16 protein-coding genes and 1 pseudogene are annotated in these 14,015 nt (G+C 56.4%); 9 read left to right on the forward strand and 8 right to left on the reverse strand.

Annotated features, from left to right (window positions below; translation table 11 throughout):
* From aroQ to HMPREF1257_RS03070, 5 genes are all read left to right on the forward strand, one after another.
* Positions 1-429 (forward strand): type II 3-dehydroquinate dehydratase, encoded by a 429-nt coding sequence (gene aroQ / locus HMPREF1257_RS03050; RefSeq protein WP_023022530.1) that lies wholly within the window; start codon positions 1-3, stop codon positions 427-429.
* Positions 430-564: 135 nt separating this feature from the next.
* Complete coding sequence (locus HMPREF1257_RS03055) at positions 565-1,671, forward strand: Xaa-Pro peptidase family protein (protein WP_023022527.1); 1,107 nt, start codon at positions 565-567, stop codon at positions 1,669-1,671.
* A 139-nt stretch (positions 1,672-1,810) separates the two neighbouring features.
* Entirely contained in the window at positions 1,811-2,374 is a 564-nt protein-coding gene (efp, locus tag HMPREF1257_RS03060) for an elongation factor P (RefSeq protein ID WP_023017433.1), read from the forward strand.
* Positions 2,375-2,410: 36 nt separating this feature from the next.
* The gene (gene nusB / locus HMPREF1257_RS03065; protein WP_369707578.1) at positions 2,411-3,022 is read left to right on the forward strand and encodes a transcription antitermination factor NusB; all 612 of its coding nucleotides are present in this window, start codon (positions 2,411-2,413) and stop codon (positions 3,020-3,022) included.
* 89 nt (positions 3,023-3,111) lie between these two features.
* On the forward strand, positions 3,112-3,966 hold the full coding sequence (locus HMPREF1257_RS03070; RefSeq protein WP_034659143.1) for a PPK2 family polyphosphate kinase: 855 nt from the start codon (positions 3,112-3,114) through the stop codon (positions 3,964-3,966).
* A 136-nt stretch (positions 3,967-4,102) separates the two neighbouring features.
* On the opposite strand, the gene HMPREF1257_RS03075 is transcribed toward HMPREF1257_RS03070, so the two are convergent.
* The 4 genes from HMPREF1257_RS03075 to HMPREF1257_RS12175 form a co-directional block, all read right to left on the reverse strand.
* Positions 4,103-4,624 (reverse strand): YbjN domain-containing protein, encoded by a 522-nt coding sequence (locus tag HMPREF1257_RS03075; protein WP_023022522.1) that lies wholly within the window; start codon positions 4,622-4,624, stop codon positions 4,103-4,105.
* A complete protein-coding gene (locus HMPREF1257_RS03080) occupies positions 4,617-5,108 on the reverse strand; it encodes a YbjN domain-containing protein (protein ID WP_023022520.1) in 492 nt (163 codons plus the stop codon). The genes HMPREF1257_RS03075 and HMPREF1257_RS03080 overlap by 8 nt, the downstream gene beginning before the upstream one ends.
* A 693-nt stretch (positions 5,109-5,801) precedes the next feature.
* Entirely contained in the window at positions 5,802-6,203 is a 402-nt protein-coding gene (locus tag HMPREF1257_RS12170; protein WP_023022516.1) for a hypothetical protein, read from the reverse strand.
* Positions 6,200-6,496: a hypothetical protein gene (locus HMPREF1257_RS12175; protein ID WP_023022514.1), complete on the reverse strand. Its 297-nt coding sequence runs from the start codon at positions 6,494-6,496 to the stop codon at positions 6,200-6,202. The genes HMPREF1257_RS12170 and HMPREF1257_RS12175 overlap by 4 nt, the downstream gene beginning before the upstream one ends.
* A gap of 765 nt (positions 6,497-7,261) precedes the next feature.
* On the opposite strand from HMPREF1257_RS12175, the pseudogene HMPREF1257_RS03090 reads away from it, so the two are divergent.
* Positions 7,262-7,588: pseudogene (locus tag HMPREF1257_RS03090) on the forward strand (transposase); the annotation flags it as partial.
* A gap of 3 nt (positions 7,589-7,591) precedes the next feature.
* Here HMPREF1257_RS03090 and HMPREF1257_RS11770 read toward each other — a convergent pair.
* From HMPREF1257_RS11770 to HMPREF1257_RS03110, 3 genes are all read right to left on the reverse strand, one after another.
* On the reverse strand, positions 7,592-7,978 hold the full coding sequence (locus tag HMPREF1257_RS11770; RefSeq protein ID WP_198010482.1) for an IS3 family transposase: 387 nt from the start codon (positions 7,976-7,978) through the stop codon (positions 7,592-7,594).
* A 161-nt stretch (positions 7,979-8,139) separates the two neighbouring features.
* Positions 8,140-8,340 (reverse strand): transposase, encoded by a 201-nt coding sequence (locus HMPREF1257_RS03100; RefSeq protein WP_023022506.1) that lies wholly within the window; start codon positions 8,338-8,340, stop codon positions 8,140-8,142.
* Between the two features lie 434 nt (positions 8,341-8,774).
* Positions 8,775-9,988, reverse strand: a protein-coding gene (locus HMPREF1257_RS03110; RefSeq protein WP_232208497.1) for an IS3 family transposase whose coding sequence is annotated in 2 segments (ribosomal slippage) — positions 8,775-9,715 and positions 9,715-9,988 — 1,215 coding nt in all. Because the reading frame shifts where the segments join, the coding sequence is not laid out codon by codon here.
* A 428-nt stretch (positions 9,989-10,416) separates the two neighbouring features.
* Here HMPREF1257_RS03110 and HMPREF1257_RS03120 point away from each other — a divergent pair.
* Entirely contained in the window at positions 10,417-10,914 is a 498-nt protein-coding gene (locus HMPREF1257_RS03120) for a 3'-5' exonuclease (protein ID WP_023022500.1), read from the forward strand.
* Here the strand turns inward: HMPREF1257_RS03120 and HMPREF1257_RS03125 are convergent.
* Complete coding sequence (locus tag HMPREF1257_RS03125) at positions 10,870-12,297, reverse strand: TIGR01777 family oxidoreductase (RefSeq protein WP_023022498.1); 1,428 nt, start codon at positions 12,295-12,297, stop codon at positions 10,870-10,872. The genes HMPREF1257_RS03120 and HMPREF1257_RS03125 overlap by 45 nt on opposite strands.
* Before the next feature lie 145 nt (positions 12,298-12,442).
* Here HMPREF1257_RS03125 and pyrR point away from each other — a divergent pair, with 145 nt between their 5' ends.
* Together pyrR and HMPREF1257_RS03135 are read left to right on the forward strand one after the other, a co-directional pair.
* Positions 12,443-13,051, forward strand: coding sequence for a bifunctional pyr operon transcriptional regulator/uracil phosphoribosyltransferase PyrR (pyrR, locus tag HMPREF1257_RS03130; RefSeq protein ID WP_023022496.1), 609 nt, complete (start codon positions 12,443-12,445; stop codon positions 13,049-13,051).
* The gene (locus HMPREF1257_RS03135; protein WP_023022494.1) at positions 13,048-14,004 is read left to right on the forward strand and encodes an aspartate carbamoyltransferase catalytic subunit; all 957 of its coding nucleotides are present in this window, start codon (positions 13,048-13,050) and stop codon (positions 14,002-14,004) included. Before pyrR ends, HMPREF1257_RS03135 begins: the two co-directional genes overlap by 4 nt.
* Positions 14,005-14,015: the final 11 nt, after the last annotated feature.

A 14,015-nucleotide genomic window follows, 5' to 3' on the forward strand; every position in this document is an offset into this window, starting at 1 on the left:
ATGAAAATCGTTGTTCTCAATGGTCCGAACTTAAATAGGTTGGGAAAACGCCAACCGGACGTCTATGGTTCCACGACGCTGAGCGATGTTGAAAAGCTCGTGTCTGATCGTGCGGTGAAGCACGGGGCAGACATCGAGTTTTTCCAGTCTAATTTTGAAGGCGAGCTCATCGAGAAGGTCCACGCGGCCGCCGATGCTGGTAGTGCGGTCATCATTAACCCAGGTGGTCTGACGCATACCTCCGTTGCTTTGCGCGATGCCTTGGCAGAGATTGCCGATGGCGCCGGGTTCGTGGAAGTGCATATCTCCAACGTGCATGCTCGCGAAGAATTCCGCCATCATTCTTATCTAAGCCCCATTGCCCGCGGCGTCATCGCCGGCCTAGGGGTCTTTGGATACTGCGCCGCAGTAGACTATCTGTGCCAATAATCGCCGGCCCGAAACGCGCCCTTTCGGCCGCAAGCGGTAAGTAGGTACTGAACCTGGCCATCGTCGCCGCGGAAATGGATATAGTGGAAGAATAAATTCTTACACTTCAATACGATCCCCGCAAAGGATGATTTTATGGCACTTGCAGATACCCGTTTCAGCGATCGCCGCCGGAAGCTAGCCGCCGAATTAGCTGGTCAGCGCATTGACGCGGTATTGGTAACCCACTTAATCCACGTCCGCTACTTGTCCGGATTCTCCGGCTCCAACGGTGGGCTTTTGCTGCGCAAGGATCTCTCCGCGCTCATGGCTACCGATGGCCGCTATACCACCCAGATTGCCCAAGAAGTTCCGGATCTAGAAGCTGTAGAGGGCCGCGCTGTAGGTAAGGTGCTATTGCAGCAGTTCGATGATGCTCAGTCGCCGGTTCGCGTCGGTTTTGAAGCTGACTACATGTCCGTATCGGAATTGGAAGATCTGAAGGATTCTGCACCGGATGGGGTCACCTTGGTACCCATTTCCGGAATCATCGAAGATATCCGCATCACGAAGGATCCTGTAGAACTGGAAAAGCTGGAGGAGATCGCAGCGATTGCTAACCAGGCATTGGAGGACCTCCTTGCCGCAGGCTCGCTGCGGGCGGGCCGCACGGAGCGCGAAGTTGCCGCTGACCTGGAATTTCGCATGCGCATCCTGGGATCGGAGCGAGTGAGCTTCGATACCATCGTGGCCTCTGGCCCGAACTCCGCCATGCCGCACCACGGCGCGGACGACCGCGTGATCGAGGACGGGGACTTGGTCACCATCGACTTCGGCGCTCACCTGCGCGGATTTAACTCCGACTGCACCCGCACCTATGTCGTGGGCACGGCAAATGACTTTGCTAAGGAGATCTACGATGTGGTGCTGCGCGCCCAGCAGGCTGGCGTGGAGGCTGCGGTAGCGGGCACCTCGCTTTCCGATGTCGACGCCGCCTGCCGCAACGTTATCGCTGACGCCGGATACGGCGACTACTTCGTCCACTCCACCGGGCACGGCGTGGGCTTGGACGTGCACGAAGCGCCTTTTGCTGCCACGACCGGTAAGGGAGAGCTGGCCCCAGGCATGACGCTGACCATCGAGCCGGGCGTGTATGTGCCGGGCAAGGGCGGCGTACGCATCGAAGATACGCTGATTATCACCGATGGAGCCCCGAAGATCATTACCGCCGCCTCCAAGGACTTTACTGAGCTACCCGCATAGGTAGTCTTGGTCCCGTGACTCCTCCCTTTCCGGGGAGGAGATTTTAGGGGGTACCGGTGGGCCAGCGGGTGCGGGCTATCCGGTAGGCTTATACTTTGCTTTCAACCTTTCAACCACAATATTCGGGAGTTTAACCGCAATGGCTGATACTACTGATTTCAAGAACGGACTCGTTCTCAAGATTGACAACAAGCTGATGCAGATCACCGAGTTTCAGCATGTGAAGCCGGGCAAGGGCCCAGCATTCGTGCGCACCAAGCTGAAGGACGTTGTCTCCGGAAAGACCGTGGACAAGACCTGGAACTCGGGCGTCAAGGTAGAAACCGCCACGGTGGACCGTCGTGATATGACCTACCTGTACAACGACGGCACCAGCTACGTCGTCATGGATGAAAAGACCTTCGAGCAGTTTGAGCTTTCGCCGGATAAGTTTGGCGATGCCGCACGTTTCCTGCTGGAAAACATGCGCGTGCAGGTCTCCTTCTACGAGGATGAGGCATTGTTCGCGGAGCTTCCTATCTCCGTCGACCTCAAGGTAGAGCACACCGAGCCAGGTCTGCAGGGCGACCGTTCCTCCGGCGGCACCAAGCCCGCCACGCTGGAGACCGGCGCCGAGATCCAGGTGCCGCTGTTCATTGAAATCGGCAATGTACTAAAGATCGATACCCGCACCGGCGAGTACCTGTCCCGCGTCAACAACTAGGGCCTTATCTTGTCTGATAACACTGCTAAGCGGGATATCAATCATAAGCGGCATACCGCGCGCTACCGGGCGCGCCGGCGCGCAGCGGATATCCTCTATGAAGCGGAGAACAGGGACGTTGATCCCGTCGCCATCGTTGAGGACCGCGTTGCCTTGGCGCGCGAGGATCGCCACGCTGTAGCCCCCATCGCGGACTACACCAAGGTCATCGTCCAAGGTGTCGCAGAAGAGCTAGACGCTATCGATGACACGATCTCGCGGTATCTTTCCCAGAACTGGGAGCTGCGCCGGATCCCCGCCGTCGACCGCGCTATCCTGCGCCTTTCGGTCTGGGAGCTGCTATTTAATCCGGATGTTCCCACCGCGACGGCCGTCGTGGAAGGCGTGGAGCTGGCCTCGCAGTATTCCCACGATCAAGCCGCACCGTATATCCACGCGGTCTTGGATGACGTCGCGCAATCTCGTTCCGAGCTGAGCCCGATGAATAACGTCGGTCAAGAGGAAGAAAGCGACGACGTGGAAGCCAAGGATTCCCAAGAGGACTCTGCGGACTCGACGCACGCAGAGGCGCCAGGGGAGCCCGAGGAGCAAGGGGAGTCAGCCCCGGCTGCGGAAACGGAAACAGACGCGGAAGAGGAAAACTCTTAAACCAACTCGTTCCCTTCTCCCGCTGCGCTATGCCGCGGGAGACAGCCGGTTCGCACGGCCCATACCGTGGCGTTTGTACAATAATTGCCATGGGTAAATTTAAGATCAAAGATGCGCTAGACCTGCGCGCCGGAAAAACCTTTCGGCTTGCAGATGTCGATCCCACGGCGACTCCAGGATTCGATGGCTCAAAGTCTGACTTAGAGGACCGTTTCGAGCATTATGACGATGAGCTCTATGATTTGCAGGAGCGCCTTTTTGCTAATGGCAGGGCGCATAGCGATGACGCACCTTCGCTCTTAGTGGTCCTGCAAGGAATGGATACCTCCGGCAAAGGCGGGGCGATTCGTCACGTCTTTTCCGTCTTTGATCCGCAGGGCACTAAGACCGTGGGTTTTGGCAAGCCCACGGAAGAGGAAATGGAACACGATTTCCTGTGGCGCATCCGCAAACACGATCCGGTTCCTGGCCAAGTCGTGGCCTTTGACCGTTCCCACTACGAGGACGTCTTGATCCAACGCGTGCACGAGTGGGTGGATGAGGAAGAAATCGACCGCCGCTTCGAGGCGATTCGTGAGTATGAGCAAGAGCTCGCCGGAAAGCGGGTAAAGATCCTCAAGGTCTTTTTGCACATTTCGCCGGAGTTCCAAAAGGAAAACCTCATCGAGCGAACCGAGCGTGAGGATAAGTACTGGAAGTACGATCCTTCAGACCTTGAAGAGCGCGGCTATTGGGATAAATACATGGCCGCCTATGAGGATGCCATTCGCCGGACGGATGAGCTTTGGGCACCATGGTTTGTTATCCCCACGGACAATAAGAAGTACGCGCGCATGGCCTTGAAGTACCTCATTGTCGATGCGCTGCGGCACTTGAACCTGTCGTGGCCCGCGCCCGAATTCGATCCGGAGGCAGAAAAGCAGCGCATCCTCGATGCGGACTAGGCACTAGCCGCGGCGCTGAGACCCTAAGGAAGGGTAAAGGCGTCTAAAAATCCCCGCACCGTCGCCGCGCCCCAGCACGCGAATGCGTGAGGCGGGCGAACTAAGTACGGGGAGACAGGGCCTAGGAAAAGGCAGCTTAATCGTTTCCAGACGGCGCCGAGTTTCCCTCGTCGCCGTTTCCGGCCTTCGCAGCGGTTTCAGATCCGAGCTTGGCCATTTCCTCGGCGGCAGACACCATGGCGTCCTGGCCGTTGATGACGGCGTCGACGGCCTTCTTCAAAGCGGTGGTGAGCTGCTCATCGGTCATTCCGGCCGCGGCGGGAATGTCGCGCTCGGTGCGGACGACGAGCATGTCATCGTGCTCAGAAATAACGGCTCGCGCGCCAAATGCGACAGAGTTGATCTGGTTGGCGGCGAGGAAGAGCCCGGCATCGGCCTTGGAAAATGAGGCATCGGTTGGCACATCGCAGCGCACGATGACAACGGAATCCAAGACCGCAAACATGGTGGGCAGGCCATTGAGGTTGGCGGTGGCGGCGTCGATTTCGCCTTCCACCTTGGTCAGCTCAATATCGAAGGTGCCCATGGCGGCAACGACGCGGTCCAGATCGACCTCGGGCAAGTTGTTTTCGGTGGATGCGGTGGATGCATTAGTCATGGTTATGCTCCTCCCAGGTGACAAGCTGTGGGTAGTGCTCTTCAACAAAAGCCATGGACTGCAGCATGGAGTCCAAGGTGGACATTACGAAGGCACCGATCTGGTTGCGGGACAGGCCATGGGAAATGTTGATTTCGCGCACGCCGGAGACGGCCAGATTATTTTCGGACGACTCAAAAAAGCGCAGGGTGGGCGCGAAGTGCTGTTGGTTCCACTTGTTGAGAACCATGAGCAGTTGTGGGCCCTCCGAGGCTGGGGCATTACCGCGCCAGACGGAGTCCGCCACGAGGACATCGTCACGCACCTGCAGGGTAATAGCGATATTGGAAAAGCCGGTGCGCAGGATCTTTACCGTTTCGCCTTCGCCGACGGTCTGTTCTTCTACGCGGTACTCGAGCTTTTCGGAGTCAAAAATCTCACCGATGCGCTCGAGGGTGACATCCTCAATGGGCGTATCGGGATACAGGGTTGGTTCTTCAGACACGTAAGTAGTCTCAATCCATGTACTAATCGGGGATAATGGTCAACCCTGCCTAGTTTACCTAACTACACCGGCGCTTTCTGGCAAGTGAGTATTGTGGCAGGTCTTATTCACCGTCCGGGCCACAGGCTGAAGTGCGGCCTGACCCCCGGAAAATGGACACGTCGGGGGTTAGGCCCCACCCGAATGTATGTGCGATCCGCGTATAGCTAGCACCGTCAAGGAACATCGCAAGGATCTGTTTGAAGTTAGCCACAACAATGGCCTCTTTCCAAGTAGAAGTTGATGCGACACCAACGAATCGTGGTGTCGCCAACATCAACTATGAAAGAAAAACCCTTGCAGTACCAGGTACCCGTAACCCTGGTACCAACCATGCGGACTCACGGTACCAACTACCCCAAATCCACACAGATACGCAGTGGGATCGATATGATGGGGGTTAGCGGCCATCGCGGTCATATTCCTTTCGAGGATAGGTTGAAGTTGATTCGAAAGGTACCCGTGATGGTCGCCTTGCTGTGCACCGGCACAAGGCTTACCGCGGGCTACAGATACACCACACTAAAGGACACAACCCATTAGGTCCGATAACCTCAACCAACTTGGACCTTGGTTGGGGTTATTTTATTGTCCCAGACCGACCGTGTACGCGACAATCAGACTGACTATACCTATCCTAGATATTCTTGAGCATTAGCAGGAAACAACTCCATCAAACCTTGCTCTGTGGTTGAACCAGCTGCCGAAGTGATGATCGTGCGTTGCGTGAGGTTCGAGATATACGCATTCAGAATCTTTGCCGAAAGCGATTAAGACTTTGATTCCCTGTTTCCCTGGGCAGTTATTTGTTACTTTTACGTTGTCAGCACTTGGCTGGACGTTAACGCAGGTAGCAACCGGGGACGAAGCGGAAAAGAAACTAATTCCGCCCTTAGTTGTGTCGGGGAGAAAACCGTCTGGGTCGACAGAGAGTGGCACGGTGTCCCCAGGTTGATACTGATTATTTTCAGATGCGTGGGCGGTGACGGGGGACACTGCAGTTAGTAAAGTGCAGCCCATTAAAATGAGACCCTTTTCCACGTCATTGACAATCATCCTTTCTGGATATATTCCATAGAATTTAATTTATTCTTTTCGGGAGTTGAGGTAAGGAACATCTCTACGAAACCAGAGCCCTGAAGTATTTCATCCCACTCGATAGATTCTTCATTTCTACTTAAATCAGGGAATCTTCCCCAAAGGCGAACGACGTTTCTTTCGTGAAGTCTAGGGTTAAAGAGGTCGAAGTGGTACCAGAGCTGATTTTCGGGGGAGCCGCTGTTTCTTCCCGCTTGGATGCCGACTCCGGCTAAAATTGTTTCCTCTGGAAGTATGGTGTCTTGAAACATTTGGGTTGATATATTTTTCAAAAACTTGATTTCATCAGTTGTGATAGAAACAAATTGATTGATGACTATTCTCCTAGCGGTAGAAAGCAGTGATTATTCCGACAGGTCGGCCGTCTCCGCTTGCGGGATCTACTCGTTCTGTGGCAACAACCGTCATAACCCTTCCATTGATTGGGTAAGAGCATGTTTTCTTGCCATTTCCTGCATTTAAGCCGCCTTTGCAGTCGGGGGCGTTATGTAAAACTGTGTCAATCTCTGTAGTGGCTGGAACGAAACCGTCGTGACTGTCTTTGATGTGAGAAAGCCCAAAACCAACACTGCCGAGTTCATCTCCTTATCCTACGCGGAGTGGAAGATCCTCGCCTTTCGGACCAATGATTGTTTGGCTGATGGTCCAGTCAATTGGCTAAGCGGCCACTGCAGTGGGGGAAACAAGTAATCCGATAAATGCCGCCAAAATTGGCGGATAAAAATTTCTTTACTTTCACGGGCAACGTCTTTCAAATGTATTTGGAAGATTTGCGACGGGAGAGAATGAAACCTTTGGTGCTGATGTTGGTGTCAAGTGAGGCATGAATCAAAAAGGAAACCCTGTCTCATTAATTATGATGGTCTAACTCTCCGTTTCCCGCAAGACCTTTTTGTGAATGCATAAATTAATTTATGCATTGCTTCAATCGGGCTGCTACTCCGAAAACACAGTAGAACTTATGCCATAGTCTATGGGACTATCGCGACAGCTTTACTGATCCGATTCGCCAGCTGCTGGTGTTTCACGCCGACCGTGGAACCCAATTCACCAGTGAGAAGCTCTGGGAGGTGTGCCGCAACCTAGGCATTGACCAGTCTGTGGGACGTACCGGAGTGTGTTTCGATAATGCGATGGCCGAGTCATTCTGGTCGACGCTTAAAACCGAGTTCTACGACCGTAAGCGCTGGGCAACCCGTGATGCCGCACGCAAGGCCGTTGCCTACTGGATTGAAGTCGTCTACAACCGTCGGCGCAGGCACTCCGCACTCGGGATGGTCAGCCCCGTCGATTTCGAAAATCACATCACCCAAACCAGAAACGAAGAAAAAATCGCTGCCTAACCGCTAGGTAGCTCCACTACGTGTCCACGATTTGCGGGCAACCCCAGACGCGCATGTGGTCTGCGAGCGCATAACCTGCAAGTTTCCGCGAGTAAGTGCCAATAACGGTGGCCAGGCTTGCGCCTGGTAGTGACACATCGGCGGCGCTTGGTAAAGCCTTTGAAATCCCATGGATTTCATGATGCGTGCGACCTTCTTGTGGTTGATCGGGGTAAACGCCGTGTCCTCGTTCAGGCTTGCGGCGATGCGTTTAGCACCATAAAGACCATGCTCATCATCAAAGATGGTTGCGATCCTCGCACCAATAAGACCATCGGAACACATCTTTAACCTGCGCTGTTCACGGGTTTGGACCCATTTATAAAACGAGGAACGATTCAGCTTCAACACCTGGCACATCCGTGTGAGCCGAGTATTCGGTTCGGTGGTCATAGACAAACTGGAAGCGGATCACCAGTGAGTCTCTTCGGCAAAATATTTAGCGGCCTTGCGCAGGATGTCGCGTTCTTCGCGCAGTTTAGAGAATTCCTTTTCCAACTGGCGGATGCGTCTCACGATTCATTTGCCGTTTGGGCTTTATCCTGCATGGCTTTTATGCGGGCACGTTTGCCGGTGCCGTACTTCTTGACCCATGAATGCAGCGAGGCTCGGTTGATGCCGAGCTCTGCTGATGCTGCGTTCAGTGAGAGGTCCTCATTGTTTTCGTAGAGGGCCACACCGTCGCGTTTGAACTGTTCGGAGTACCTGGACATGGTGGTAGATTACCTTTCTTGCCAGCCCGACTGGGCTGGATATCAGGTGTCCACCAAAAAGGGGTCAGGTCCGTCCTGCAAGCTTGCCGACATGGTCATTGGCATAACTCCGCTCAAGCTCGTGCGCGAAATACTTCGCTTGATGGTTGGAGAGGTGCAGTCCGAAGGAGATACCGGGGTTCTCATGGCGCGTGCTCTCCGGTACAGAATGGTCTGGGCTCTGAATCATAATTTTCCCGATGTAGTGAAACTGCTTGCATGTGTCAGCGTCATTCAACTTTAGCGGGCGGGGCGCGATGGGTGAAACGCTTCCAATAGATTTTGTTTCTATGCGGTGCCGTGTTGAACCCATTCAATTATCTATTCTAACGATCTAGAGTCAGCCTTGTGGGGTTGCCCGCAAATCGTGGACACGTAGTTAAGCTGCTTAGGGGTTAAGCAGCGGCCTTCTTATTACCATTTTGATCAGCGAGCTGGGCTTCGAAATCGACGGGGCTTACCATCCCGATGGACGAGTGGCGACGGCGCCGGTTGTAGACAATCTCAATCCAGCGAGCCACCGCCTTCCGGGCTTCGTTGCGGGTTCGCCATTCCTTCCGATCGTAAAATTCGGTCTTCAATGTCGACCAGAACGACTCGGCCATCGCGTTGTCAAAGCAGACACCAGTACGGCCGACCGATTGTGCAATCCCTAGTTCTTGACAGACCTGCCACAGCTGTTCGCTGGTGAACTGGGTACCACGATCGGCGTGGAAGACCACGCCGTCGGGTACTTCACCACGCAGGGTGTAAGCCATGCGCAGTGCACGTTCAACTAGGTAAGAATCCTGCACACTATCCATGGACCAGCCTAGGACTCGGCGGGAGTGTCCATCGCGGATAACGCATAGGTACAGCCAGCCCTCATTCGTGCGTAGATAGGTAATATCCGACATCCACACTCGATTAAGCTGCCCTTGATCAAATAGGCGTTTCACTAGGTCTGGAAGCGTTGACTTCCGCTTGGATTGAATCGTCGTTACGGGAACAAACGCCCTGGGTGAGATGCCTTCAATACCCATCATCCGCATGCGTTTGGCCACGGTTTTGCGATTCACATAGACCCCACCCTCGGCGAGTTCTGCAGTAATCCGTGGGGCACCGTAGACTTCGTCAGAATCTTCCCAGATGTCATGAATTTTCCTGTCTAACTGGTCGAGGAATCTCTGACGCTGATTTTCACCACGAAGCCGTACTGCTTGAGCCTTTTGCCATTTATAGTAGCCAGAACGAGAAACCTCTAATAACCTGCTCATTCGTTTGATGCTGTAGTTCGCCTTCTCCTGCTGCATTAGCTCAAATTTTTCCGATCGCGTTGCTTCGCAGCGAAGAAGGCGGTGGCTTTTGACAAGAACTCATTATCCATCTTGGCCTCAGCTAACTCACGACGCAGGCGAGCGTTTTCGGCTCGTATATCGGCATCACTGCGGCCATCTACCGAGCCTTGGCGTTCCCGCTCAAGTTTGACCCACCTGCCTAAAATTGTGGCTGATACGCTAATTTCCTTAGCCACATGAGCGATTGGGCGCCCAGACTCAATGACCAGTCTGGCGGCCTCCTGCCGGTACTCCGGGGTGTACTTCTTCCTTGACGAACTCACAATGAACATCCTCTCCTACGGACACAAGATCCGCACTAATCGGGTGTCCACTAAACGAGGGTAACCTCACTTGGGCCAGTCTTGCTACTCGACTTGTGAAGGTGGTTTGCTAGCGAGGAAGGGGGATTAGTACGTTTATTTGGTTGATAGGCGCTATCAGGATTGAGGGGAGGGTAGGGCTTGACCTCGGAAAGTAAACACACCGGGGTCAGGCCCGATCGGGGATGGATCGAATATGTATATAGCTTGAGTGTGGGGTTAGGTTTATAGGTATTTGTCGAAGCTGTCGGGGTAGGCCACGGCCATTTGGGTGATGGTTTGTTTCCAGCCGGAAACTCGGGCTCCTTCCATGAGTCTGCCGGCTGTCGCTGAGACTCGTTTGGACTGCTCTTTGCCGTCTGGGCTATGCCACCGCGATTCTGGAGGGCACAGAGTGGGTGGACTCCGAAGAGGACGTGGATGAACTCACCGGGTATCACTCGGTGCGCCAGGGCCCTGCGCCCATAGTGGTGCAGTCCTCCCCTAAGGCGGAGGAGGCCGCGGTGCTTGCCGCCCACATTAAGGAATGGACGCAGGGGGAGGAGGACGTCTCCATCGGCGTGCTCACCCGCACCAACCAGCGCGGGGAAGAGATTGCCCGACAGTTGGGCGAGCACGACGTTGCCGTTAGCGCCGGCCGCCGTACCTCGCAGGAGCGCCCGGTGGCCGTGATGACGATGCACAACGCTAAGGGGCTAGAATTTACCCACGTCATCCTGCTTGACGTCAACGCCGAGGCCCTCCCGCAGCGCTATCTGTTCAAGGGGCTGGCACCCGCCGAGGCCGACGAAGCGTTGCAGCGGGAGCGCGCACTGCTCTACGTTGCGGCGTCGCGTGCCCGCGACATGCTCCTAGTCAGCGTGGTCGGGGAGGCATCGGAGCTCTTGCCTGCGTAGGGGCGTTTCGGCCGCCAAGAGTATTGCAATGGCCTGGACTTGGAGCAGGCTTTCGCCGCCGAGTTCGTGCGCCAAGGCGCCGTCGATGGTGGGGTAGCGGAAGGTATGGCCTAGATCCTCCAGCACCTGTGGTTTCACGCGCTGGTCGGTCAAGGCGAGTTCTTGCGCGCCTTGCTTGCCCAAAAGCAGGGCGGGGCCGAATTGGGGGATTGGCAGGATGGTGGGGCGGTGCAATTCGGTTCCCAAGGCGGAGACGAAGTCCTTATTGAGCACCGGGTTTGGTGATACCCCATTGACCGGCCCCACAAGCTTCTCATCCACGATGGTGCGGATATAGACATCGGTGAGATCGTCTAAGGCGACCCAGCTGTACCAAAAGTTGCCGTCACCAAAGGCGCCGCCAAGCCCTGTGGAAAACAGTGCGCGCAAGAGCGGCAGCAGGCCGGAATTGCCGGACATCACGATGCCGGTGCGGATATTGACCACGCGTTTTCCGGACTCACGGGCGGGCGCGCAGGCTTTCTCCCAGTCCACTGCGACATCGGCAAGAAATCCTTCGCCGCGCTCGGCGTCCTCAGTTAGCAGCTCAGCGCCGCGCTCGGAACCGTAGAAGCCGATGGCAGAGGCGCACACCATCGCCTGCACGGAATCGGTGGCGGCGACTAGGCGGGCGAGGTTTTCGGTGGGGCCCACGCGGGAGTCGCGGATATCGGACTTGTGGCTGTCATTAAAGCGCCCAAAGATGGGCTCGCCCGCCAGGTGTACGAGCACGTCGACGCCCTCGAGGAGATCGGGCCGCGGGTGGTGCGGGCGCCACTCGCGCTGGCCTGCCTCCGCCGTGCCGCGCACGAGAGGGATCACGGTGTGGCCCAGGGTTTGTAGCTGCGCGGTCAGCGCGCTGCCCACGCTGCCGTGAGAGCCGGTCATGGCGATGGTCAAGGGCTTGTGGCCGAGCTGGCCTTCGCGCAGGCGGTTTTCAAAGGCAATATCCTGGATGAGCTGGTGCTGCCGGTAGGCGAATACCGAGGTGAGGGCCGCGGCGGGAATGCGGGTATCTACCTCGTCCGTAATCAGCGTCCCGTCTGGGTGATCGGCAAAACGGTGCGTATGGCGCCACTTGGCAAATTTGCGGATGGGGGCGTTGACGCACACATCGCTGAAGCTATAGCCGGCCTGGTAGCGCGCAAGGTCGTGCTGTGCCGTCCACTGCAAACCACCGGGCAGGGAAAGCAAGGAGGTGCCAATGCCCAGATCGGTGGCCTGCTGCACGGGCTTCATGAATGCGAACGGTGGGTTTAGGCGTGCCAAGGCCCCTGGCCGGGTATGCCATTGCCAGACGTGTTCGCGGGAGGCTGGGACTACGTGCTGCGCGGAGAAACTCACTGCGTGATGCACCTCTTTCGGCTAAGCCTCACCCACGGGGTGGGTAAGGTGCTAGAGTAATACGTGTCTATCAGCATAGACGTCTACAAGTTCATTGACAGGCATCCTTTAAGGACCGCACCGTGAGGCGGGGAAGGAGGTCACGATGAGTGGAACTGACGTGAACGCGAACGAATTGGAGCTTTTAAGCGCCGATGATGTCTCGCGTACCGTTGCACGCATCGCGCACCAGATTATTGAAAAGACGGCGCTCGATTCCGCGGAGGCCCCGCGGGTCATTTTGTTGGGCATTCCCTCAGGCGGAGTGCCCCTAGCGGAGCGCCTCGCGCAGAAGATACACGAGTTTTCCGGGGTCCCCGTTCCATGGGGCTCGCTCGACATCACGTTGTACAGGGACGATTTGCGCAATTTCCCGCACCGCGCCCTGCAACCGACCTCCATCCCAGACGGCGGCATCGATAATGCCACGGTCATCTTGGTCGATGATGTCCTTTACTCCGGCCGCACCATCCGCGCCGCGCTCGATGCGGTGGGCGATGTTGGCCGGCCTTCGATTATCCAGTTGGCCGTATTGGTCGACCGCGGGCACCGCGAAGTCCCCATCCGCGCCGATTATGTGGGCAAGAACCTGCCCACGGCGCGGGAAGAAGATGTCTCCGTATATATCCAAGACATCGATGGACGTGATGCCGTAGTCCTCACTCGCTCTACGTCCCCGGGCGATGCCGCGCAGATAAGGGGAACGCACTCATGAAACACCTCATCGATAGCGCGGAACTATCCCGCGCAGAGATCATTGGCCTGCTGGATGAGGCCGATCGCTTCCGCGAGGCGCTCGATGGCCGCGAGGTCAAAAAACTGCCTACGCTGCGCGGGCGCACGATTTATACGCTCTTTTATGAAAACTCCACGCGCACGCGCTCGTCCTTTGAAACTGCCGGCAAGTGGATGTCCGCTGACGTTATCAACCTCTCGGCATCGACCTCGTCCGTGAAAAAGGGCGAGTCCCTCAAAGATACGGGCCTGACCCTAGCGGCCATCGGTGCCGATGCCATCATCATGCGCCACCCCTCTTCCGGTGCGCCGCAACAGCTGGCCCAGTGGGTGGACCCGGATGGCAACGGCCCTGCAGTGATCAACGCCGGCGACGGTGCGCACCAGCACCCGACGCAGGCCTTGCTCGATGCCGTCACGATGCGCCAGCGCTTGGGCCTGCGCGGCGATCATGGCTTCGAGGGCCTGAAGGTCAAGATTGTGGGCGATTGCCTGCACTCGCGCGTGGTGCGCTCCAACGTGGATCTCCTGCACACCTTGGGTGCGGAGGTCACCCTCGTGGGGCCTGCGACCTTGATGCCGTGGGGCGTGGATAAGTGGCCGGTGCGCGTGTCCTATGACTTTGATGCAGAGCTTGCGGATGCCGATGTGGTGATGATGTTGCGCGTGCAGCAAGAGCGCATGGACGGCGGCTTCTTCCCGTCCCACCGCGAGTACGCGCAGCTCTTTGGGCTCTCGCAGCAGCGCGCCGCGGCGCTGCACAAGGACGCCATCGTCATGCACCCGGGTCCCATGTTGCGCGGCATGGAGATCAACTACGCCGTGGCCGATATGGATAAAACCACGGTATTGCAGCAGGTCAATAACGGTGTCCACATGCGCATGGCAGTGCTTTTTACGCTGCTGACCAATGGCGATAACGCCGGTATTTAAATCGGGCAGAG

The sequence above is a fragment of the Corynebacterium sp. KPL1814 genome, from assembly GCF_000478175.1.
Classification (GTDB): Bacteria; Actinomycetota; Actinomycetes; order Mycobacteriales; family Mycobacteriaceae; genus Corynebacterium.